The following is a 21,125-nucleotide window of genomic DNA, read 5'->3' on the forward strand; positions in this document are numbered from 1 at the left end:
GGGCGGTCACGGCGCGCAGCACGAGGTCGCCGCCGTCGCGGAGCGACGGGGTGGGCACGGGGTGGGGCGGCACCCGGCCAGCCTAGACACGCCTGTCGGGGGTTGCTGGGATGGTCATCGCATGGAACTCGTGCTGACCCTGCTGGTCGGTCTCGCGGTCGGCTCCCTGGTGGGCTGGTGGCTGGGCCGCACGGCCTCCGCGGCGACCGTGGCCGCCTCCCGCACCGAGACCGAGCTGCTCCGGGAGCGGGTCGTCGACCTCGAGGCGGCCGTTGCCGACGACGCCCAGACCGCCGCCGCGCTGGCGCCGCTGCGCGATGCCCTCGGCCGGGTCGAGCGCCAGGTGGGCACGCTCGAGCGCGACCGCACCAGCCAGTTCGCTGCCCTGGAGACGACGATCGCGGCGGTCCGGGAGTCCACGGCCGCCCTAGGCCGTCAGACGCAGTCGCTGGCCGGGTCGCTCAACTCCTCGACCGTCCGGGGCGCCTGGGGCGAGGTGCAGCTGCGCCGCGTCCTCGAGCACTCGGGGCTGCTCGCGCGGTGCGACTTCGACGAGCAGGTGTCACGGGTCAGCCGCCACCAGCGTCAGGTGCGTCCCGACGTCGTGGTGCGGCTGCCCGGCGACAAGTTCCTCGTGGTCGACTCGAAGGCCCCGATGCGCGCGTTCCTCCAGGCCCAGGGCGACGAGCTCCCCGCCGCCGACCGCACCCGGCTGCTGCGCGAGCACGCGGCCTCGCTCAAGTCCCACGTGACGGCGCTGGCCGCCAAGGACTACTGGTCCGCCTTCGACAACTCCCCCGAGATGGTCGTGTGCTTCGTGCCGTCCGACGCGATGCTTGCCGCGGCCCTCGCGAGCGACCCGGCGCTGCACGAGGACGCCATGGCCCGGCGCGTCGTCCTCGTGGGGCCCGGCTCCCTGCTCGCGCTGCTGCGCACGGTCGCCTTCACCTGGCAGCAGGCCGCCCTGACGGCGCACGCCCAGGAGGTGATGCGTCTGGGGCGCGACCTCTACGACCGGCTCGRCACCCTCGGCAGCCACACCGCGCGCATGGGCACGGCCCTRCAGCGCTCGGTCGAGGCCTACAACCAGATGGTGGGGGCGCTGGAGTCCCGCGTGCTCGTGAGCGCCCGGCGCATGCACGAGGCGGGAGTCGTCGAGCAGCCGCTTGCCACTCCTGCACCCCTCGAGTCCGGGCCACGCGTGCTGACCGCGATGGAGCTCATCGAGGCGGCGACCGCCGAGGACTCACGTCCAGAGCTCGACCTCGGCCTCCGAGCCCCTGCCGTGACCGGCCGGGACGAGGCCGCCGGCTAGGGCCGAGTGCCTCAGTGCAGCGAGCCAGCCTCTTCGAAGGCCGCGTCATGACGCATCTTGTCGCTCATGCCACGCGCCTTGAGGTCACGACGGATCTCGTTGGGCAGCGAGAAGAGCAGGCTCTCCTCGGCCGCCACCACCGGGGCGACGTCCTCGTAGCCGCGCTCGGCGAGGTAGGTCAGCACGTCCCGCACGAGCAGCTCGGGCACGGAGGCCCCGGACGTGACCCCCACCGTCGCCACTCCCTCGAGCCACGCCTCGTCGATCTCGTCGGCGTAGTCGACCAGGTGCCCGGCCTTGGAGCCGTGCTCGAGCGCCACCTCGACGAGCCGCACGGAGTTCGAGGAGTTCCGCGAGCCCACGACGATCATGAGGTCGCAGTCGGGGGCCATCTGCTTGACCGCGAGCTGGCGGTTCTGGGTGGCGTAGCAGATGTCGTCGCTCGGCGGGTCCTGCAGGGCCGGGAAGCGCTCCCGGAGCCGGCGGACGGTCTCCATCGTCTCGTCGACCGACAGCGTGGTCTGGGACAGCCAGACGACCTTGTCGGGGTCGCGGACCGTGACGTTCGCGACGTCGTCGGGGCCGTCGACGAGGGTGATGTGGTCGGGCGCCTCGCCCGAGGTGCCGACGACCTCCTCGTGCCCCTCGTGGCCGATGAGCAGGATGTCGAAGTCGTCGCCCGCGAACCGCACCGCCTCACGGTGCACCTTGGTCACGAGGGGACAGGTGGCGTCGATCGTCTTGAGGTTCAGCGCCTTGGCCTCCTCGTGCACCACCGGCGCGACGCCGTGGGCGGAGAAGATCACCGTGGCGCCCTCGGGCACCTCGTCGGTCTCCTCGACGAAGATCGCCCCGCGCTTCTCCAGCGTCGTCACGACGTGCTTGTTGTGCACGATCTCCTTGCGGACGTAAACCGGCGGGCCGTAGAGCTCGAGGGCCTTCTCGACGGTGACGACCGCACGGTCGACGCCTGCGCAGTAGCCGCGCGGCGCCGCGAGCAGCACGCGCTTGGTGGCCTGGTCGGTCGTCGCAGTCATGCCCCCATCGTAGGTCGCCCCCGCGGACCACCCCAATCCGCGCACGAGGCGTCCCTGGCGTGCTGGACCAGACCGGCCCTGACGGCCCGACCTCCTACAGTGGCTCCGTGAGCAGCCCCGACCAGCGCGCGCCGCTGCCCGAGCGCGCCTCGGACACCACAGCCGAGCAGCCCTGGCCCGTGCGTCTGCTCAGCATGAAGATCGCCGAGTACGTCGAGAAGATGTCGGTGCTGTGGGTCGAGGGCCAGGTCGTCCAGCTCACCCGACGGCCCGGTCAGCGCACGGCCTACCTCACGCTGCGCGACCCGGATGTCGACATGTCCCTCTCGGTCGCCATCCAGACCAACGCGCTCGACGCGATGCCGGTGCCCCTCACGCAGGGATCGAGGGTCGTCCTCCAGGCCAAGCCGGTGTTCTGGACCCAGCGCGGCTCGCTCATGCTCGACGCCCGCCAGATCCGTCCGGTCGGGGTGGGCGAGCTGCTCGCCCGGGTCGAGCACCTCAAGCGGCTGCTGGCGTCCGAGGGGCTGTTCGACGCCGACCGCAAACGACCCCTGCCGTTCCTGCCCCGCACCGTCGGGCTGATCTGCGGCCGGGCCGGTGCCGCCGAGAAGGACGTCGTCGAGAACGCGCGCCGGCGGTGGCCGGCCGTGCGGTTCGAGATCCGCGAGGTCGCGGTGCAGGGTGCGGGCGCCGTGACCGAGGTGTCGGCAGCGCTGCGTGAGCTCGACGAGTCCCCCGAGGTCGACGTCATCGTCATCGCCCGCGGTGGCGGCTCGGTCGAGGACCTCCTGCCGTTCAGCAACGAGGCCCTCGTCCGTGCCGTCGCCGCGGCCCGCACCCCTGTCGTGTCGGCCATCGGCCACGACGTCGACACCCCCCTGCTCGACCACGTCGCCGACTGGCGTGCCTCGACACCCACCGACGCGGGCAAGCGGGTGGTGCCGGACGCCGCGCAGGAGCGTCACGGCATACAGCAGCTGGGGGCCAGGGCCAGGCGCTCGCTGCACGCGCGCCTCGACACCGAGCGGCGCCACCTCGTGGCCCTGCGCTCACGACCGGTCATGGTCAACCCGGCCGCCATGATCGAGGCGCGCCGCGCCGAGCTCGACGCCCTCACCGACCGCTCCCGGCGCCGGGTGCTCTCGGCGGTGCACCGGGCCTCCGACCAGATCGGTCACCTGCGCGCGCAGGTGCGCGCCCTCTCGCCGCAGTCCACCCTCGAGCGCGGGTATGCCGTGGTGCAGCACCGTGACGGCCGGGTCGTCACCGACCGTGCGGAGGTCGAGGTCGACGAGCTGTTGCGGGTGCGCGTCGCCCGCGGGGACTTCGCGGCCCGCGTCAGTGGCCTGCCCTAGGGTGGCACCCATGGCCAAGGCAGACACCAAGCCAGCGGACACCGGGGCGAGCGACCCCGACGAGTTCGCCGACGTGCCCGAGCTCTCCTACGAGCAGGCCCGTGACGAGCTCATCGGCATCGTGGCCCAGCTCGAGGGTGGCCAGCTCGGCCTCGAGGAGAGCATGCGCCTGTGGAGGCGCGGCGAGGCCCTGGCCACGCACTGCAGCACCTGGCTCGACGGTGCCGAGGCCGCGCTGTCCGAGGACGACCAGCCCTGACGGGTCGCGCCCGGGGTCACGCCGCGCGCAGGCAGGGTGCTAGCTGGAGGGCGCCGGCTTGAGCGCCTCGGCGAACTCCGCCAGCTCCTCGAAGGTGCCGGTCCCGGTGATGATCGTGGTGAGCTGGTCGGCTGAGGCCGGTCGGTTGACCAGGCTGTTCTGGATCTTGACGCCCCGCACGTAAGCCGTCCACGTCTTTCCGGCCACCTGCCGCTCGCCGGTGTCCCTGGCCCGGTTGACCTGGGCCGCGATCCACCCCTCGGTGGCGTTCGCCGCCTGCTCGAGCGCGACGTAGTTGCCACTCGGTGCGGTGTAGCCCGCGTGCCAGGTCATCACGCCGTCGGTGGACCGCACGTAGCGGACGCTGGAGGCCTTCCACCCGTCGGGCAGACCCTCGGGCCGCTCGATCGGCAGCCCGCTCTCCTTGGCGATCTCGACCGAGGCGGCGGCGACGTCGACCGGCGGCTGCGACACCGTGTTGACCCGGGGCACGATCGCGATCAGCAGCGCCACGAGGGCCCCGATCACCAGCAGCGACCGGAGCATGTTGGCCACGGAGCCGTTGGCGTAGGAACTGCGGGGTGCGGGCGTGCTCACGCCCCCATCGTCCACGACGGGGGCTGGGCGGCGCCAACCGCCCCCACCCCCGATAGGCTCGGGGCACTCACCCGCCGCCGCGTGAAGGAACCACGGATGTCTGAGCAGCACCTGCCCTCTGCCCTGCGAGTGGGAGTCGAGGCGCCAGACCGCAACCTCGCCCTCGAGCTCGTGCGGGTCACCGAAGCCGCCGCCATGGCAGGCGGGCGCTGGGTGGGGCGTGGCGACAAGAACGGCGCTGACGGTGCCGCCGTCGAGGCCATGCGCACCCTCATCTCCACCGTGTCGATGAAGGGCGTCGTGGTCATCGGCGAGGGCGAGAAGGACGACGCCCCCATGCTCTACAACGGCGAGGAGGTCGGCGACGGCAACGGCCCCGAGTGCGATGTCGCGGTCGACCCCATCGACGGCACGACGCTGACGGCCAAGGGCCAGTCCAACGCGGTGTCCGTGCTGGCCGTGGCCGAGCGCGGCTCGATGTACGACCCCAGCGCGGTGTTCTACATGGACAAGCTGGTCACCGGACCCGAGGCCGCCGACGTCGTCGACATCCGCCTGCCCGTTGCCGAGAACATCAAGCGGATCGCCAAGGCCAAGCGCGAGACCGTCGAGGACGTGACCGTGGTCATGCTCGACCGACCCCGTCACCAGCAACTTGCGGCCGAGGTCCGCGAGGCCGGCGCCCGACTGCGGTTCATCTCCGACGGCGACGTCGCCGGCGCCATCATGGCGGCCCGCGACGAGACCGGCATCGACCTGCTGCTGGGCGTCGGCGGCACGCCCGAGGGCATCATCACCGCCTGCGCCATCAAGTGCCTCGGCGGAGTGATCCAGGGTCGTCTGTGGCCCCAGGACGACGACGAGCGCCAGCGCGCCCTCGATGCCGGCCACGACCTCGACCGCGTCCTGTCGACCGACGACCTCGTGCGGGGCGAGAACTGCTTCTTCGTCGCGACCGGCATCACCGACGGCGAGCTGCTCAAGGGCGTCCGCTACCGCGCCGGTGGCGTCACGACGCACTCGCTGGTCATGCGCTCGAAGTCGGGGACGATCCGCCTCATCGAGAGCCATCACCAGCTCGACAAGCTGCGCGCCTACTCGGCGATCGACTTCGACCACGCCGCCTCGGCCCGGCAGTCATGAGCCCCCGGGTGCTGGTGGTGGGCGAGGCCCTGGTCGACATCGTCAGGGACTCCTCGGGTGAGCGGCGCGAGCACGTCGGCGGCAGCCCGGCCAACGTCGCCGTCGGCCTGGCCCGACTCGACCACCCGGTCGACTTCGTGGGCAGCCTCGGCCACGACGACCGGGGCGAGCGGATCGCCGCCCACCTCTCCCGGCACGGCGTCACCGTCCTGCCCGAGAGCTGGGGCGACGACCCGACGTCGACCGCGGTGGCCACGCTCGACGACTCCGGGGCGGCCACCTACGAGTTCGACCTGCACTGGAACGTGCCGCCCGTCCCGCTCAACAGGGCCACTGGTCACCTGCACACCGGCTCGATCGGCGCGGTGCTCCAACCCGGAGCAGCGAACGTCACCGAGGCGCTGCGCGCCGCTCGCGCCGTGGGCACCGTGTCCTACGACCCCAACGTGCGGCCCGGGATCATGGGCGACCTCGACCAGGTGCGCGCCCGCGTCGAGGAGCTCGTCGCCCTCAGCGACCTCGTCAAGGCGAGCGAGGACGACCTCGCCCTGCTGTATGCCGAGTGGTCGGTGGACGAGGTCATGGCCCACTGGGTGGGCCTCGGGGCGGCGATGACCGTGGTCACCCTGGGCGCCGACGGCGTGACCTTCCGGGTCAGCTCCGACCCGGCCGCACGCACCCAACCGACCCGAGCCGGACAGGTGGTCGACACGGTCGGCGCCGGCGACTCGTTCATGGCCGGCATCATCTCCGGGCTCGTCGCCGCAGGCCTGCTGGGCAGCCCGGCTGCGCGCGAGCGCCTGCGGGGCGCGACACTGGAGGACGTCCAGCCTGCTGTCCAGCGCGGCCTCGCCACGAGCGGGGTCACGGTCGGCAAGGCCGGCGCCTACGCGCCCAGCCTCGACGAGCTCTAGCCGAACACGAAGGAGTACACGCACCCGATGGCCGATACCGAGCCTGAGTCCGACTTCACCTACGTGGACCTGCTGCCGATCGGAGAGGACCAGACCGAGTACCGCCTGCTCACCACCGACGGCGTCTCGACGGTCGAGGGCCCCGGCGGCCGGACCTTCCTCCAGGTGGAGCCCGAGGCCCTGCGGACGCTGACCGAGACAGCGATGCACGACATCGCGCACTACCTGCGGCCTGCGCACCTGGCCCAGCTGCGGCGCATCATCGACGACCCGGACGCCAGCAACAACGACAAGTTCGTGGCGCTCGACCTGCTCAAGAACGCCAACATCGCCGCCGGGGGCGTGCTGCCGATGTGCCAGGACACCGGCACCGCCATCGTCATGGGCAAGCGCGGCCAGCACGTGCTCACGTCGGGCAGCGACGAGCGTGCCATCGCCGGTGGTGTCTACGACGCCTACACGCGGCTCAACCTGCGGTACTCGCAGATGGCGCCGATCACGACGTGGGAGGAGAAGAACACCGGCTCCAACCTCCCCGCCCAGATCGAGCTCTACGCCGACACGGCCAAGGGGCACGAGACGTCATACAAGTTCCTGTTCATGGCCAAGGGCGGCGGCAGTGCCAACAAGTCATTCCTGTACCAGGAGACCAAGGCCGTCCTGAACCCCGAACGCATGCTGGCCTTCCTCGACGACAAGCTGCGCAGCCTCGGCACCTCGGCCTGCCCGCCCTACCACCTCGCCATCGTCATCGGCGGCACGAGCGCGGAGTTCGCCCTCAAGACCGCCAAGTACGCCTCGGCCAAGTACCTCGACGACCTGCCGCGCGAGGGGTCACTGGCCGCGCACGGGTTCCGTGACACCGAGCTCGAGGAGCAGGTGCTCGAGCTGACCCGGAACTTCGGCATCGGGGCGCAGTTCGGTGGCAAGTACTTCTGCCACGACGTCCGCGTCGTCCGGCTCCCCCGGCACGGGGCCTCGCTGCCGGTCGCCATCGCCGTCTCGTGCTCCGCCGACCGGCAGGCGCTGGGCAAGATCACGCCCGAGGGGGTCTTCATCGAGGTGCTGGAGCGGGACCCGGCGCGGTTCTTGCCCGAGACGACCGACGAGCACCTCGAGGACGAGGGCGACGACGTGGTGCGCATCGACCTCAACCAGCCGATGGACCAGATCCGCGCCGAGCTCACCAAGTACCCGGTCAAGACCCGGCTGTCCCTGACCGGACCGCTCGTCGTGGCCAGGGACATCGCCCACGCCAAGATCAAGGAGCGGCTCGACGCCGGCCAGGGCATGCCGCAGTACCTCAAGGACCACGCCGTCTACTACGCCGGTCCCGCCAAGACACCCGAGGGCTACGCCAGCGGTTCGTTCGGCCCGACGACGGCCGGACGGATGGACTCGTACGTCGACCAGTTCCAGGCCGCGGGCGGCTCGATGGTCATGCTGGCCAAGGGCAACCGCAACAAGCAGGTCACCGACGCGTGCGACGCCCACGGCGGCTTCTACCTCGGGTCGATCGGTGGCCCCGCCGCCCGCCTCGCCCAGGACTGCATCACCTCGGTCGAGGTGCTGGAGTACGCCGAGCTCGGCATGGAGGCGGTGTGGAAGATCGAGGTCCAGGACTTCCCCGCCTTCATCGTCGTCGACGACAAGGGCAACGACTTCTTCGCCTCCACGATCAAACCGATGGCCACGACCATCCCGAAGCGACCGGGGCTGCTGTGAGCGACAACGCTGCTGTGAACGAGAACCCTTCCGCCGCAACCGGTTTCGACGACCTGCTCGAAGCCAACCGCGTCTATGCCACGACCGACTTCGCCACGGGCGGCTTCGACGGCATCGCCCATGCCGGCGTCGCCATCGTCACCTGCATGGACTCGCGGATCGACCCCCTGCGGATGCTCGGCCTGTCACCCGGCGACGCCAAGATCTTCCGCAACCCGGGTGGCCGTGTCACGAGCAACGCCCTCGAGGCGCTGGTCCTCGGCGTCCACCTCCTCGGCGTCTCGCGCATCCTCATCGTCCCGCACACCCGCTGCGCGATGGCCAGCAACACCGAGTCCGAGCTGCGCGAGCGCGTGGGTGCCTCGGCCGGTCAGGACGCGTCGTGGCAGGGGTTCCACGTCATCGGCGACCAGCGTGAGGCGCTGCTCGCCGACGTGCGCGCCGTGCGCTCCCACCCGCTCATCGGCGACCAGGTCGCGGTCGGGGGCTTCCTCTACGACGTCGACACCGGGCTGATCACCCAGCTCGTCTGAACAACCTCAGGCGAGCGCGACGGTGACGTCGATGTTGCCGCGCGTGGCCTTGGAGTAGGGGCACCGCTCGTGCGCGGCGTCGACCAGCTGCTGCGCGGTGCCGCGGTCGAGGCCGGGCACCTCGGCGACCAGCTCCACGGCGAGGCCGACGCCCGTGTCGGTCTTGCCGAGCGTCACCGTGGCGGTGACGGTGGAGTCAGAGGTGTCCAGACCCATGGCCGTCGCAACCGAGTTGAGGGCGTTGCCGAAGCAGGCTGCGTAGCCGGCGGCGAACAGCGTCTCGGGGTTGGCCTTGGGGTTCGCCTTGCTCCCGGGCTTGCCCAGCTTGAGGTGGACGACGCCGTCGGCGCTGGTGACGTGGCCGGCCCTGCCGCCCTGGGCGGTGGCGGCGATGGAGTACAGCGGTTCGGTCAGGGACTCGTGGGGCATGGGGACATCCTCGCACCAGGTCGTGTGCCTGAGGCGAGGCCATGGCCCCGCCTCGGGCACGCAACCGGGTCGAGCAGGCAGGACCCAAAGCGCCCACGCCCGCGGACGAGGCACCCTACGCTGGGCGCATGCCGACGCAGGTGCGCCACCTGGTCATCGGCGGGGGCATCATCGGGCTCGCCGTCGCCGAGCGGCTGTGCCTGGAGCACCCCGACGCGCACGTGACGCTGGTCGAGAAGGAGCAGGACTGGGCGCAGCACCAGACCGGGCGCAACAGTGGCGTGATCCACTCGGGGCTGTACTACCCACCGGGCTCGAAGAAGGCGCTGATGTGCCGGGCCGGCGCCGCCTCGATGGTCGCGTTCGCGGAAGCGGAGGACATCCCCCACGAGATCTGCGGCAAGCTCGTGGTCGCCACGCGCGCCGACGAGCTGCCGGGGCTCGACCGGTTGCACCAGCGCGGCCTCGCGAACGGCCTCGAGGTCACCCGGCTCACCGGCGAGCAGGCCCGCGAGCACGAACCGCACGTCAGCGCGGTGGCGGCGCTGCACGTCCCCGCGACGGGCATCATCGACTACGGCGCCGTCTGCCGGGCCCTCGTCCGCCGCCTCGAGCGTGCCGGGGCGACCCTCCTGCTCGGCGCCGAGGTCCTGGCCGCGGTGAGGTCGGGGACGACCACAATCGTGCGGACGACCGCGGGCGACATCGCGGCCGACCACGTCGTCGCGTGCGCCGGACTGCACTGCGACGAGGTCGCCCGCCGTCTGGGTCACCAGCCCTCGGCACGCATCGTGCCGTTCCGCGGTGAGTACTTCGAGCTGCGACCGGAGGCGACCCACCTGGTGCGCAACCTCATCTACCCCGTGCCCGACCCGGACTTCCCGTTCCTCGGAGTCCACCTCACCCGCGGCATCGGCGGTCACATCCACGCGGGGCCCAACGCCGTCCTCGCCTTCGCCCGGGAGGGCTACGACTGGCGCACCATCAGGGCTGGGGAGCTGCGGGACACCCTCACCTACCCGGGCTTCTGGCGGCTGGCCCGCCGCCACTACCGGGCGGGGTCGGCCGAGGTCGCCCGCTCCCTGTCGCGCCACCGGTTCGCCGAGAGCCTGCGCCGGCTGGTCCCCGACGTCCGCGACGAGCACCTCGTCCCCGCCCCGGCAGGCGTCCGTGCCCAGGCCATGAAGCGCGACGGCTCGCTGGTGGACGACTTCCTGATCGAGCGGTCCGGGTCGGTCGTGCACGTCCTCAACGCCCCCTCCCCCGCCGCCACCAGCGCGCTCGAGATCGCGCGCCACATCGTCGGCCTGCTCGACGAGTCCGCCTGAGCCACAACGCCTTTCGGCTCACGTATGCCGGGTGGTCACCACCCGGCATACCCGCACCTCGTGCAGGGGGTCAGAGGGTGAGTCGCGCCTTGACGACCTCGACGAGGCGGTCGGCCACGGCCTGCGCCTCGTGCTGCTCGGCAGCCTCGACCATGACCCGGACCACGGGCTCGGTGCCCGACTTGCGCAGCAGCACGCGACCGCTGCCGGCGAGTGCCTCCTCCTCGGCCTTGACCGCGGACTGCAGCTCCTCGTCTGACTCGACGCGCGACTTGTCGACGCCCTTGACGTTGATGAGGACCTGCGGCAGGCGCCGCATGACGGTGGCGAGCTCGGCCAGCGTCGACCCGGTCTCGGCCACGCGCGCCGCGAGCATGAGGCCGGTCAGCACCCCGTCGCCCGTCGTGCCGTGGTCGAGGAAGATGACGTGGCCGCTCTGCTCGCCCCCGAGCGAGTAGTCGGCCGCACGCATGTCCTCGAGCACGTAGCGGTCACCGACCCCGGTCTGCCGGACCGTGATCCCCTCGCGCTCCATCGCCTGGAGCAGCCCGAGGTTGCTCATCACGGTGGCGACCAGGGTGTCCTTGGCGAGAGCCCCGCGCGACTTCATCGCGACCGCGAGGATCGCCATGATCTGGTCGCCGTCGACCTCGTTGCCGTCGGCGTCGACCGCCAGGCACCGGTCGGCGTCGCCGTCGTGCGCGATGCCGAGGTGCGCGCCCTTGGCGACCACGGCGGCCTTGAGGTGGTCCAGGTGGGTCGAGCCGTAGCCGTCGTTGATGTTGAGGCCGTCGGGCTCGGTGCCGATCTCGTGGACCGTCGCGCCGGCCAGGCGGAAGATCTCGGGCGAGACGGAGCTGGCCGCACCRTGCGCCCCGTCGATGACGACGGTGATGCCGTCGAGCCGGTTGGGCAGCACGGCGAGCAGGTGCGAGATGTAGCGGGTGTGGCCGTCCTGCATGGTCACCACGCGTCCGACGCCCGCACCGGTCGGCCGGTCCCACTCCTGGTCGAGCCGTGCGGCGATCTCGTCCTCCACCGCGTCGTCGAGCTTGTGCCCCCCGGCGGCGAAGAACTTGATGCCGTTGTCGGGCATGGCGTTGTGCGAGGCCGAGAGCATCACGCCGAAGTCGGCGTGGGTGTCGTCGGTCAGGAACGCGATGGCCGGGGTCGGCAGGACGTTGGCGTGGTAGACGTCGACGCCCGCCGAGGCGAGGCCCGCGATGACCGCAGCCGAGAGGAACTCCCCCGAGGCGCGGGGGTCTCGGCCGACGACGGCCTTCGGGCGCCTGCCGCTGCGCCGGGCCTCGTCGCCGAGGACGTGGGCTGCGGCGACGCTCAGCCGCAGGGCGAGCTCAGCGGTGATGTCGACGTTCGCCAAGCCGCGCACGCCGTCGGTCCCGAACAGTCGAGCCATGGAGGTGAACCTTTCGAGTCATCAGACAGGTCCCCGGCGCACGCCGGGAACCCGCAGGAGCATCTGTGTGAACCTACTCCCTCAACGCGCCGGAGGCGGCACCCGTGATGGGTGCCGCCTCCGGAGGAGATGCTGCGTCGCAGGTCAGCGCTTGCTGTACTGCGGAGCCTTGCGGGCCTTCTTGAGACCGGCCTTCTTGCGCTCCGGGACGCGGGCGTCACGGGTGAGGAAGCCTGCCTTCTTGAGGGCGGGGCGGTTGAGCTCCTCGTCGACACCGTTCAGCGAACGGGCGACGCCGAGACGGACCGCGCCGGCCTGGCCCGAGGGGCCGCCACCGTGCACGCGGACGAGCACGTCGTAGGCGCCGTCGAGCTCGAGCAGGGCCAGCGGCTCGTTGACGATCTGCTGGTGCACCTTGTTGGGGAAGTACTGCTCCAGGGTGCGGCCGTTGATCTTCCACTCGCCGGTGCCGGGGACGATGCGCACGCGCGCGATGGCCTGCTTGCGACGGCCGGTGGCGGCTCCCGGCGCGGAGGCGCTCGGACGACGCACGGGCTCGCCGGAGACGGCGCCCTCGGACTCGGAGGTGTACTCGGACAGCTCGGGCTCGTTCTCGTCGAGCACGGTCTCGAGGTCTGCGGTGGTGTTCTCAGTCACTGACAAATCCTTACTGGGAGACCTGGGTGATCTCGAACGGGACGGGCTTCTGGGCGCTGTGCGGGTGCTCGGGGCCGGCGTAGACCTTGAGGTGGGTCAGCTGCTCACGGCCGAGCGTGGTGTGCGGCAGCATGCCGCGGACGGCCTTCTCGACGGCCTTGGCCGGGCTCTTGGCGAGCAGCTCGGTGTAGGACGTGCTCCGCAGACCGCCCGGGAAGCCGGAGTGGCGGTAGGCCTTCTTCTGCTCGAGCTTGGCGCCGGTGAGGGCGACCTTCTCGGCGTTGATGATGATGACGAAGTCACCACCGTCGACGTGCGGGGCGAAGGTGGTCTTGTGCTTGCCGCGCAGGAGGATCGCGGTCTGGCTCGCCAGGCGACCCAGGACGATGTCCGTGGCGTCGATGACGTGCCAGGTGCGAGTGACCTCGGCCGGCTTGGGGGTGAAGGTGCGCAAAGTTCTGAACCTTTACATCAGGCGTACATGAAGGAATGCGATGGTTCGGTATGCCGTGTGCGCCCGAGGCGCCCGACCCTGACGGACCGGTGGTGTGTCGCCTGACGAAGGCGCACGGCACAACAGTGATCAAGTCTACGGGTGGGACGGCTGGCGCCCAAATCACGCCGCCGTCCCCCCGAAACAGCCCCTGACCTGCAGCGATAGGCATGCAGACTTCTCATGCACAACTATTGTGCAAACACAGTGTGCAAAGGTATTCTGCACACATGGCCACCTCACGCACCCAGCTCGGCGACATGACCGGGCTCCGCCTGGATGCCGCGGCGCTCAAGGTCCTCGCCCACCCGCTGCGCTCCCGCCTGCTCAGCGCCCTGCGCATCGACGGCCCCGCCACGGCGACCGACCTCGCGACCAGGCTGAGCACGAACTCCGGCGCCACGTCATACCACCTGCGCAAGCTGGAGGCGGTCGGCCTCGTCTCCGACACCGGCGACGGCGAGGGCAAGCGGCGCCTCTGGCAGGCGTCCACCGACTTCCACACGTGGGATGTGAGCGACTTCGACGGCGACGAGGACTCCGAGACCGCGCTCAACTGGCTGGTGCGCGACTACTCGCGGCACTTCGGCGAGCAGTTCGACCGGTGGCTCGACGTCGAGGGGACCTGGCCGGTGGCCTGGCGCGACGCCGCCGGCATGAGTGACGCCTTCGTCATCGCCACCCCCGAGCAGGTCGAGTCGCTCAAGGCCGAGATCGACGAGCTGCTCGTGAAGTACCGCCGCGTCGGCCAGGGCAACCCCAAGGCCCGCCGCCTCGCCGTCTACTCGGCCATCTACCCGCTGGACCTCGACCGGGTCCCGACCGCCGAGGAGCCGGCATGACACCCGCCACCGTGACCACCCTCTCCCCCACTGCCGCCAAGCGCGTCTTCCTCATCCTCAGCACGACCCGCTGGCTGCCCGTCGGCTTCGTCGTCGGCCTCTTCACCCTCGTGGCGCGCGAGCGGGGTCTCACGATCCAGCAGATCACCCTCTACATGACCGCGCAGGGGATCATGGTGTTCCTGCTCGAGCTCCCGACCAGCGGGTTCGCCGACGCCCTCGGCCGGCGTCCACTGCTGCTCCTGGCCGGCGCGATCAACATCGGCGCCGGCGTGGCCTTCCTCTTCGCCCAGTCGTTCTGGCAGTTCGCCCTGGCGGCGGGTCTGATGGGCGTCTACCGCGCGCTCGACTCCGGCCCGCTGGAGGCCTGGTACGTCGACACGGTGCACGAGCGGGAGCCCGGCGCCGACGTCCACCGCGCCATGTCGGCTCAGGGCGTCCTGGTCGGCGTCGGCATGGGTGGGGGCGCCCTCGTCTCCGGAGGCCTCGTCGCCTGGCACCCCTTCCGCGAGTCGAGCGCCCTGCTCCTGCCGGTCCAAGTGTTCGTGGCCCTGTGCGTGGTGCACCTCGTCGCCACCATCGTGCTGCTGCGCGAGCCCTCGCGCACCGACGCCCGGCTGCGCGCCCGACTGGCCGACTCCGTCCGTGAGACCCCGGTGGTCGTGCGCGACGGGTTGCGCCTCGTGACGCGCAACCGGGTGCTGGCCGGACTGGTCCTCGTCGAGCTCTTCTGGGTCATCGGGATGGTGGCCTACGAGACCTTGATGCCCCTTCGGCTGTCCGACCTGCTCGGGTCGGAGGCCAGGGCCGGCGTGTGGATGGGCCCGGCCGCGGCAGGTGGCTGGGCGCTGTTCTCGGTGGGCTCGTGGCTCGGCGGGCGCGCGGGCGACCGCCTCGGCCTGGTGCGGGCCGCCGTGCTCGGACGTGTGCTCAACGGGCTGGGCGTCGTCGCCATGGGCCTGGTCCTCGGACCTGTGGCCCTGGTCGCGGCCTACCTGGTGACCTACTCGCTGCACGGGGCTGCCAGTCCGGCCTTCATGGGACTGATGCACCGCGAGGCGAGTGCGAGGAACCGTGCGACGATCCTGTCGCTGGGCTCGCTGGTCATGCAGGCGGGTGGCGCGATCGCAGGTCCTCTGCTCGGTCTGCTGGCTGCGCACACCTCGATCGCGACCGCCATGGTCGTCGCCGGAGCCATCAGCACCATGGGCTTCGTCTGTTTCCTGCCCGCGTGGCGCCGCGAGCGCACCCGGCTGGAGGAGGGAGTGGTCGAGGTCGAGGACGCCACCACCGCGGCCTAGGAGCCGCCGGGAGAGGATGGGGCATGCGCAGGTTCCTCCTCGGCCTCCTGACCGGCCTGCTGGCCGCGGCCCTCCTCCTCGGTGGCGGTGTCGCGGCCCTGGTCCTGTCCGTCCCGCAGGACCCACCGCCGGCCGGTCCGCCGCCGGTGGCGATCCCCGGGGCGCCGACCAGGGTCGAGCAGGGACAGACCTGGCTCTCGCAGGTCACCCTCGACAGCGCCGCCGTCCTCACCGGTGACGGCCCGCTCACGCAGGTGCGTGCGACCGGGCGCGAGGTGAGCCTCACGAAGGACGGCCTCACCGCCGGGAGCCTGGCCATCGACGCCGTCCTCCCCTTCTCCGCCGCGGCGTCGCAGGTCGGCGACGGGGTCGTCCTGTATGACGCGGGGTCGGGTCGCGCGGGTCTGCGCCGGACGCTGACCCTGCTGGGCCGCGACGTGCCCGTGACGGCGACCGGCACCGTCCGGGCGGAGGACGGCCTGCTGGTCATCGAACCGGAGACGGTCGACCTGGGCGGCCCGGACCTGCTGAACGCGGCCGCCTCCGCCGCTGTCCGACAGCTCGTGACGGTCCGCCAGCAGGTCGAGGGCCTGCCGCAGGGGATGCGCCTGACCCGCGTCGAGGTGGTCGCCGATGGGTTCCGGGTGCACCTCGAGGGCCGACGCATCTCCCTCGTCAGCTGACCCGAGCTCCTCTCCTCCCCCTTCGCCAGCCACCCCTCCCTGTCCGCAACCTCTGTTAGCAGGGTTTGCCGAAATGGGACAGGTTGCAACCTGTCCCCATTTCGGCAACCTCTGCTGAGCCTCCGGGGTGGGCGGGTCGGCAGCGCCGGCCCTCAGGTCCTCACTCGCTGRTCACCGTCGTCAGGTGCGTCGCCGAGTCGAAGCTGAACGTCGTCGTCGCACCCGCCGCCGGGACGGTCAGCGGGATGTTGTTCGCTCCGCCGCCGTCGCCGAAGCTGTCCGTCCACGACAGCCCGTAGGCCACCTTGAACTCGTAGTCGCCGGCAGGGATCTTCGTCGTCGACCAGGTGAACACGCCGTCGCCGTCCTTGTCCTGCAGCCACGGGCGCATGCAGGCGGGGTCCCAGTCGGCCGAGCAGCCGAGCTCGGACTGGAACGACCCCGGCGCCGTGACTATGAGCACCTGCTCGTTCGAGGTCGCCCAGTGCGTCGTGGGGTCGTAGTAGAAGGCCACGGTGCCGTCGTCGGTGTCGTACGAGATGTTCGCACCGTCGCGAACTCCCTTGTCGCCGTAGTTCTCCGTCCAGGTGCCGTTGAGAGCTGCCTTGTAGGAGTACGAGCCGGCCGGCAGGGTGAAGGCCTTCTTCCAGATGCCGTCGTTGGTGTCCAGCACCAGCCCGGCCTGGGCGCAGGCGGGCATCCAGTCGTCGGGACAGCCCATCTCGGAGTTGTGCGTCCCCGCGACCGCGACGCCGCCAGGCTGGGTTGCCGGCCGGTCGCCGTTGTCGATCACCGGCTTGGGTGGCGCCGCCACGACGCCCCACGTGGAGTCCGCGGCAACCCGGCCCGCTGCGTCCTTGGTGACGGCGCGGTACTCGAGGTAGGTGTCCACCGGGAACCCGGAGACGTCGTGGAACACGCGGTACGGCGCGTTGTCGTCAGTGCCGAGCGTCGTCCACGCGGACGTCCCGACCGGGCGGTAGAGGAACGTGGTCTGCGCGAACGTGCTGGCCTGCACGTTCGCCCTGATCTCGGCGCGGCCCAGGATCCCGTGCCCACCCTCGGCGCCCACGACGGTCTCGACGGTCGGGGCGGCGCCGGAGGTGCTGATCGGCTTGTTCGCCCGCCACACCGAGACCGACAGCGGCGGGACGGTGACCTTGACCGCGCCGTCGGCCGCCGGCTTCACCGCCGTGTCGGTGCCGTAGACCGGGGTGAAGACGACGCCCTTGCCCTTGCTCCACGTGGGGAAGGTCGCCGTGGCGCTCTTGGTGTCGTTGTTGGCCGCGACGACGTACTCGACCTTCTGCCGGGCGTCGACCCGGGAGACGGCGAAGATGCCGGCCCCGTTCGCGGCATACCGGCTGACCTGGGCGCCGTCGGCGAGCGCGGGGTGCTTGGCCCGCACAGCCGAGAGCGTCTTGATGTGCTGATAGAGCGGGTTCGTGGTGCCGTAGCGGTCCATCGACCCGTCCGGACCACCGAGGACCGTCTCCGTGTTGTACAGGCCGACCTTGCTCGCGAACATGTCCTCGCGGGCCGCCTGGTCGCCGCCGGTGCTGACGAACCCCTGCTCGTCTCCGTAGTAGGTGACCGGGTTGCCGCGCGTCGTGAACATCAGCGAGTCAGCGAACTGCACCCTCTTGAGGTGCTCTGCCTCGTTGGCCGCCGAGTCCTTGAGGAACATCGCGACTCGGCCCATGTCGTGGTTCCCGAGGAACGTCGGCAGCTGGTAGGCGTTGCTGTCGGCGTCGGTGTACCAGTCGTCCTTGGCGAAGAAGTCGGCCAGGACGTTGGCCGGGTTGCCCTTGGCGAAGTCGACCCCCTGCTGCTGGAAGCCGAAGTCGAGCGTCGCCTGGAGCTTGCCCGCAGTCGTGTACTCCGACATGACGGCGGGGTTGCCGTCGAAGACCTCGCCGAACGCGAAGAAGTCGTCGTTGCCGGCCTTCTTGGCGGCGCCGAGGATGTCGGGGATGAACTTCTGCCAGAACTCGAGGTTGACGTGCTTGACGGTGTCGATGCGGAACCCGTCGATGCCGAAGTCGACCCAGGTCTTGTAGATGTCGCCCATGCCCTTGACGACCTCGGGCCGCTCAGTGAACAGGTCGTCGAGACCGGAGAAGTCGCCGTAGGTCGAGGACTCGCCGGCGAACGTCGAGTTGCCGCGGTTGTGGTACATCAACGGGTCGTTGAGCCAGGCCGGGACCTTGGCCGTCTCTCCGCCGGGGTGGAAGAACGGGGTGTAGGGGAACGAGGTCGCCGGGTCCATCGCGGGGAAGGGCTTGTCGATGTAGTCGCGGTCGTTGAAGGCGACACCTGAGGCGTCCTTGTACGGGTACCTGCTCTTGGACCGGTACGCGTACAGCCCCGGGTCGCGGTAGTCGATGACATCAGCCGTGTGGTTGGTGATGATGTCGAAGAAGACCTTCATGCCCTTCTGGTGCGCCGCGTCGATGAGGGCCGCCATGTCGGCGTTGGTGCCCAGGTGCGGGTCGATCTGGGTGAAGTCGGTGACCCAGTAGCCGTGGTACCCGGCATCCTGCTTGCCCTCCGGGCCCTGGACGGCCTTGTTCTTGAAGCTCGGGGTCAGCCAGATGGCTGTCGTGCCGAGCCCCTTGATGTAGTCGAGCTTGCCCTGAATGCCCTTGAGGTCACCACCGTGGTAGAAGCCCTTGTGGGTGGGGTCGAAGCCCGTCGTCAGCGGTCCACCCGTGAGCCCGCCGACGTCGTTGGCCGTCGAGCCGTTGGCGAACCGGTCAGCCATGACGAAGTAGAAGCGCTCCCTCGTCGACGACTCGCGCAGCGAGTCCTTCGCGTATGCCGCGTCGGCGGCTGTGGTGCCGCCGGCCAGGTCCGCGGGGGTGTAGGTGACCAGGTGGCTGGTGTCGTCGTACGTGAACTGGAGCCTGAGGGGCTGGATGAGCTTGAGGGAGTAGTTTGCGCCGTCGGGCGCACCGCCCACGCCGTAGTTGACGGCCCAGGAGTCGTTGATGGCCACCTTGAACGCCCACGTTCCGGCCGGGACGGTGAAGGTGCTCTGGTATGTGTCGCTCGTCCCCACACGGGCGAGCTTCGAGCTGTCGCACGAGGGCTGCCAGTCCTCGGAGCAGCCGAGCTCGAACTGCAGGTCACCGGCGAGGGTCACCGTCTCGGTCGCCGCCACCGCGGGCAACCCCGTCACCACCCCCGTACCGGTGGCGAGGGCCACCCCCAGCAGAACGGCGTACAGACGGCGTGCACCTCGCATGACTGCTCCTCCGAGAAACACGGCGCGACTCCGGCGGCGCGCAGCGTGCTTCTCGGCACGATAGTTGCGAAAACCTTTACATGCATCCCCAGCGGAGCGCCGCCGGGCCGGCGGCTCAGCGCGCGCGAGCCACCCGTCCCTCGTCCCAGACCGGCTCGTCGGACTCGTAGAGGCGGCCGTCGGCACCGAACACCAGGAAACGGTCGAACCCCCTCGCGAACCACCGGTCGTGGGTCACCGCGATGACGCTGCCCTCGAAGGCCGCGATGCCGTCCTCGAGCGCCTCGGCCGAGTGCAGGTCGAGGTTGTCGGTGGGCTCGTCGAGCAACAGGCAGGTCGCGCCGGACAGCTCCAGCAGCAGGATCTGGAACCGCGCCTGCTGCCCGCCGGACAGCGAGTCGAAGGTCTGCTCGCTCGCCCTCGCCAAGCCGTAGCGGTCGAGGACGCGCGCCGCCTCCTCGCGTGGACGACCGGTTCGGTGCTCGTCGCCCCGGTGGAGGATCTCGAGCAGGGTCCGGCCCACGAGGGCGGGCTGGTCGTGGGTCTGGGCGAACCAGCCGGGCCGCACCCGCGAGCCGAGCCGCAGCCGACCGGTGTGGGCCACCGGCTCCGGGCGCACGTCGCCCACCGGCCGGTGCTCGGCATCGGGATCGGACCCGCCAGCAGCGACCAGGCGCAGGAAGTGGGACTTGCCGGAGCCGTTGCTGCCGAGGACCGCGACGCGTTCTCCGAACCAGATCTCGAGGTCGAACGGCTTCATCAAGCCGGTCAGCTCGACCTGCTCGGCGATCACGGCGCGCTTGGCGGTGCGGCCGCCGGTGAGCCGCATCCGGACGTTCTGGCGCGGGGGGACGGCCTCGGGCGGCCCGGCGTCCTCGAACCGCCGAAGCCGTGTCTCGGCTGCCTGGAGCTTGGGTGCCATGTCGGAGTTGTAGGCCGCCTTCTGGCGGTACATCACGACGAGCGCCTTGAGCTTGGCGTGCTCCTCGTCCCAGCGCCGGCGCAGCTCCTCGAGCCTGGAGTTCCGGTCGTCGCGCGCCTGCTGGTACGTCGCGAACCGGCCGGGGTGGACCCACAGCGTCGACCCGGCCCCACCCGGCTCGAGCGTGGCGACGCGGGTGGCGACGCGGTGCAGGAGCTCGCGGTCGTGGCTCACGAACAGGACGGTCTTGGGCGAGGCGATCAGCTGGTCCTCGAGCCAGCGCTTGGCCGGCACGTCGAGGTAGTTGTCCGGCTCGTCGAGCAGTAGCACCTCCTCCGGCCCGCGCAGCAGCGCCTCGAGGACCACGCGCTTCTGCTCCCCACCCGACAGGGTGGTGACCTTGCGCCACTGGGCCTTGTCGAACGGCATACCGAGTGCGGCCACCGTGCAGACGTCCCACAGGGTCTCGTAGTCGTAACCACCCACGTCCCCCCACGCGACCAGGGCGTGGGCATAGGCCATCTGGTCGGCCTCGCTGTCGCGTTCCATCATCAGCAGCTCGGTGCGATCGATCTCGGCCGCGGCCCGCCGCACCGGCTCCGGCGCCACCGACAGCAGCAGGTCGCGCACCGTCGACTCGTCACGCACCGACCCGACGAACTGGCGCATCACCCCGAGTCCACCCGACCGGGTGACCGCGCCCTCGGGTGCCACGAGGTCGCCGGCGATGATCCGGCCCAGGGTGGTCTTGCCCGTGCCGTTCGGCCCGATGAGCGCGATCTTCGCGCCCTCGCCCACCCGCAGCGAGACGTCGCTGAGCAGCGGCCTGCCGTCGGGCAGGACGAAGCTCACGGAGTTGACGTCGAGGTGTCCCACAGGGGTCCATGCTCCGGCATGGCAGACACCTGCGTCACGCGCTTTTCGC

The 21,125-nt window shown here is 70.8% G+C and carries 19 protein-coding genes; 11 read left to right on the top strand and 8 right to left on the bottom strand.

Annotation, left to right across the window (positions count from 1 at the left end; all coding sequences use genetic code 11):
• The first annotated feature begins 121 nt into the window (after positions 1–121).
• A complete protein-coding gene (locus AC1DV7_RS08840) occupies positions 122–1,315 on the top strand; it encodes a DNA recombination protein RmuC (RefSeq protein WP_477596640.1) in 1,194 nt (397 codons plus the stop codon).
• An 11-nt stretch (positions 1,316–1,326) separates the two neighbouring features.
• Here AC1DV7_RS08840 and AC1DV7_RS08845 read toward each other — a convergent pair whose 3' ends face one another.
• Positions 1,327–2,352 carry a 4-hydroxy-3-methylbut-2-enyl diphosphate reductase gene (locus tag AC1DV7_RS08845; RefSeq protein WP_477596642.1) on the bottom strand — a complete coding sequence of 342 codons (1,026 nt, stop codon included), beginning with the start codon at positions 2,350–2,352 and terminating at the stop codon, positions 1,327–1,329.
• Between the two features lie 107 nt (positions 2,353–2,459).
• Here AC1DV7_RS08845 and xseA point away from each other — a divergent pair, with 107 nt between their 5' ends.
• The gene (xseA, locus tag AC1DV7_RS08850) at positions 2,460–3,710 is read left to right on the top strand and encodes an exodeoxyribonuclease VII large subunit (RefSeq protein ID WP_477596644.1); all 1,251 of its coding nucleotides are present in this window, start codon (positions 2,460–2,462) and stop codon (positions 3,708–3,710) included.
• Positions 3,711–3,720: 10 nt separating this feature from the next.
• Complete coding sequence (locus AC1DV7_RS08855) at positions 3,721–3,969, top strand: exodeoxyribonuclease VII small subunit (RefSeq protein ID WP_477596646.1); 249 nt, start codon at positions 3,721–3,723, stop codon at positions 3,967–3,969.
• A gap of 39 nt (positions 3,970–4,008) precedes the next feature.
• Here the strand turns inward: AC1DV7_RS08855 and AC1DV7_RS08860 are convergent, their stop codons facing one another.
• On the bottom strand, positions 4,009–4,566 hold the full coding sequence (locus AC1DV7_RS08860) for a DUF4245 domain-containing protein (RefSeq protein WP_477596648.1): 558 nt from the start codon (positions 4,564–4,566) through the stop codon (positions 4,009–4,011).
• A 96-nt stretch (positions 4,567–4,662) separates the two neighbouring features.
• On the opposite strand from AC1DV7_RS08860, the gene glpX reads away from it, so the two are divergent.
• From glpX to AC1DV7_RS08880, 4 genes are read left to right on the top strand one after another with little or no spacing between them, the layout of a single operon-like run.
• Positions 4,663–5,709 (top strand): class II fructose-bisphosphatase, encoded by a 1,047-nt coding sequence (glpX, locus tag AC1DV7_RS08865; RefSeq protein WP_477596650.1) that lies wholly within the window; start codon positions 4,663–4,665, stop codon positions 5,707–5,709.
• Positions 5,706–6,623 carry a carbohydrate kinase family protein gene (locus AC1DV7_RS08870; RefSeq protein WP_477596652.1) on the top strand — a complete coding sequence of 306 codons (918 nt, stop codon included), beginning with the start codon at positions 5,706–5,708 and terminating at the stop codon, positions 6,621–6,623. The genes glpX and AC1DV7_RS08870 overlap by 4 nt, the downstream gene beginning before the upstream one ends.
• Positions 6,624–6,650: 27 nt before the next feature.
• Positions 6,651–8,348 (top strand): fumarate hydratase, encoded by a 1,698-nt coding sequence (locus AC1DV7_RS08875; RefSeq protein ID WP_477596654.1) that lies wholly within the window; start codon positions 6,651–6,653, stop codon positions 8,346–8,348.
• Between the two features lie 14 nt (positions 8,349–8,362).
• Positions 8,363–8,881 carry a beta-class carbonic anhydrase gene (locus AC1DV7_RS08880; RefSeq protein ID WP_477596656.1) on the top strand — a complete coding sequence of 173 codons (519 nt, stop codon included), beginning with the start codon at positions 8,363–8,365 and terminating at the stop codon, positions 8,879–8,881.
• 6 nt (positions 8,882–8,887) lie between these two features.
• Here the strand turns inward: AC1DV7_RS08880 and AC1DV7_RS08885 are convergent, their stop codons facing one another.
• Positions 8,888–9,310, bottom strand: coding sequence for an Ohr family peroxiredoxin (locus AC1DV7_RS08885; RefSeq protein WP_477596658.1), 423 nt, complete (start codon positions 9,308–9,310; stop codon positions 8,888–8,890).
• A gap of 128 nt (positions 9,311–9,438) precedes the next feature.
• Between AC1DV7_RS08885 and lhgO the strand changes: the two genes are divergently transcribed.
• The gene (gene lhgO / locus AC1DV7_RS08890; protein WP_477596660.1) at positions 9,439–10,638 is read left to right on the top strand and encodes an L-2-hydroxyglutarate oxidase; all 1,200 of its coding nucleotides are present in this window, start codon (positions 9,439–9,441) and stop codon (positions 10,636–10,638) included.
• A gap of 70 nt (positions 10,639–10,708) precedes the next feature.
• Here the strand turns inward: lhgO and glmM are convergent, their stop codons facing one another.
• From glmM to rplM, 3 genes are all read right to left on the bottom strand, one after another.
• Positions 10,709–12,055 (bottom strand): phosphoglucosamine mutase, encoded by a 1,347-nt coding sequence (glmM, locus tag AC1DV7_RS08895; protein ID WP_477596662.1) that lies wholly within the window; start codon positions 12,053–12,055, stop codon positions 10,709–10,711.
• A 144-nt stretch (positions 12,056–12,199) separates the two neighbouring features.
• Positions 12,200–12,712 carry a 30S ribosomal protein S9 gene (gene rpsI / locus AC1DV7_RS08900; protein ID WP_477596664.1) on the bottom strand — a complete coding sequence of 171 codons (513 nt, stop codon included), beginning with the start codon at positions 12,710–12,712 and terminating at the stop codon, positions 12,200–12,202.
• A gap of 10 nt (positions 12,713–12,722) precedes the next feature.
• Entirely contained in the window at positions 12,723–13,166 is a 444-nt protein-coding gene (gene rplM / locus AC1DV7_RS08905) for a 50S ribosomal protein L13 (RefSeq protein ID WP_477596665.1), read from the bottom strand.
• Between the two features lie 269 nt (positions 13,167–13,435).
• Here rplM and AC1DV7_RS08910 point away from each other — a divergent pair, with 269 nt between their 5' ends.
• From AC1DV7_RS08910 to AC1DV7_RS08920, 3 genes are read left to right on the top strand one after another with little or no spacing between them, the layout of a single operon-like run.
• Positions 13,436–14,047, top strand: a complete 612-nt coding sequence (locus tag AC1DV7_RS08910) for an ArsR/SmtB family transcription factor (protein WP_477596667.1) — start codon at positions 13,436–13,438, stop codon at positions 14,045–14,047.
• Positions 14,044–15,348, top strand: a complete 1,305-nt coding sequence (locus AC1DV7_RS08915; protein WP_477596669.1) for an MFS transporter — start codon at positions 14,044–14,046, stop codon at positions 15,346–15,348. The genes AC1DV7_RS08910 and AC1DV7_RS08915 overlap by 4 nt, the downstream gene beginning before the upstream one ends.
• A 23-nt stretch (positions 15,349–15,371) precedes the next feature.
• A complete protein-coding gene (locus tag AC1DV7_RS08920) occupies positions 15,372–16,031 on the top strand; it encodes an LmeA family phospholipid-binding protein (protein ID WP_477596671.1) in 660 nt (219 codons plus the stop codon).
• A 160-nt stretch (positions 16,032–16,191) separates the two neighbouring features.
• Here AC1DV7_RS08920 and AC1DV7_RS08925 read toward each other — a convergent pair whose 3' ends face one another.
• The gene (locus tag AC1DV7_RS08925; protein WP_477596673.1) at positions 16,192–19,278 is read right to left on the bottom strand and encodes a pullulanase X25 domain-containing protein; all 3,087 of its coding nucleotides are present in this window, start codon (positions 19,276–19,278) and stop codon (positions 16,192–16,194) included.
• A gap of 115 nt (positions 19,279–19,393) precedes the next feature.
• Positions 19,394–21,076: an ABC-F family ATP-binding cassette domain-containing protein gene (locus AC1DV7_RS08930; protein ID WP_477596675.1), complete on the bottom strand. Its 1,683-nt coding sequence runs from the start codon at positions 21,074–21,076 to the stop codon at positions 19,394–19,396.
• Positions 21,077–21,125: the final 49 nt, after the last annotated feature.

This window comes from Pedococcus sp. P2_E4 (assembly GCF_056403935.1).

What these genes read in the sequence shown, in the direction of transcription:
- AC1DV7_RS08915 (WP_477596669.1), top strand. Translation starts at nt 14,044, where the DNA reads ATGACACCCGCCACCGTGACCACCCTCTCCCCCACTGCCGCCAAGCGC.
- AC1DV7_RS08920 (WP_477596671.1), top strand. Translation starts at nt 15,372, where the DNA reads ATGCGCAGGTTCCTCCTCGGCCTCCTGACCGGCCTGCTGGCCGCGGCC.
- lhgO (WP_477596660.1), top strand. Translation starts at nt 9,439, where the DNA reads ATGCCGACGCAGGTGCGCCACCTGGTCATCGGCGGGGGCATCATCGGG.
- AC1DV7_RS08870 (WP_477596652.1), top strand. Translation starts at nt 5,706, where the DNA reads ATGAGCCCCCGGGTGCTGGTGGTGGGCGAGGCCCTGGTCGACATCGTC.
- AC1DV7_RS08845 (WP_477596642.1), bottom strand. Translation starts at nt 2,352, where the DNA reads ATGACTGCGACGACCGACCAGGCCACCAAGCGCGTGCTGCTCGCGGCG.
- AC1DV7_RS08875 (WP_477596654.1), top strand. Translation starts at nt 6,651, where the DNA reads ATGGCCGATACCGAGCCTGAGTCCGACTTCACCTACGTGGACCTGCTG.
- AC1DV7_RS08855 (WP_477596646.1), top strand. Translation starts at nt 3,721, where the DNA reads ATGGCCAAGGCAGACACCAAGCCAGCGGACACCGGGGCGAGCGACCCC.
- AC1DV7_RS08910 (WP_477596667.1), top strand. Translation starts at nt 13,436, where the DNA reads ATGGCCACCTCACGCACCCAGCTCGGCGACATGACCGGGCTCCGCCTG.
- glpX (WP_477596650.1), top strand. Translation starts at nt 4,663, where the DNA reads ATGTCTGAGCAGCACCTGCCCTCTGCCCTGCGAGTGGGAGTCGAGGCG.
- AC1DV7_RS08885 (WP_477596658.1), bottom strand. Translation starts at nt 9,310, where the DNA reads ATGCCCCACGAGTCCCTGACCGAACCGCTGTACTCCATCGCCGCCACC.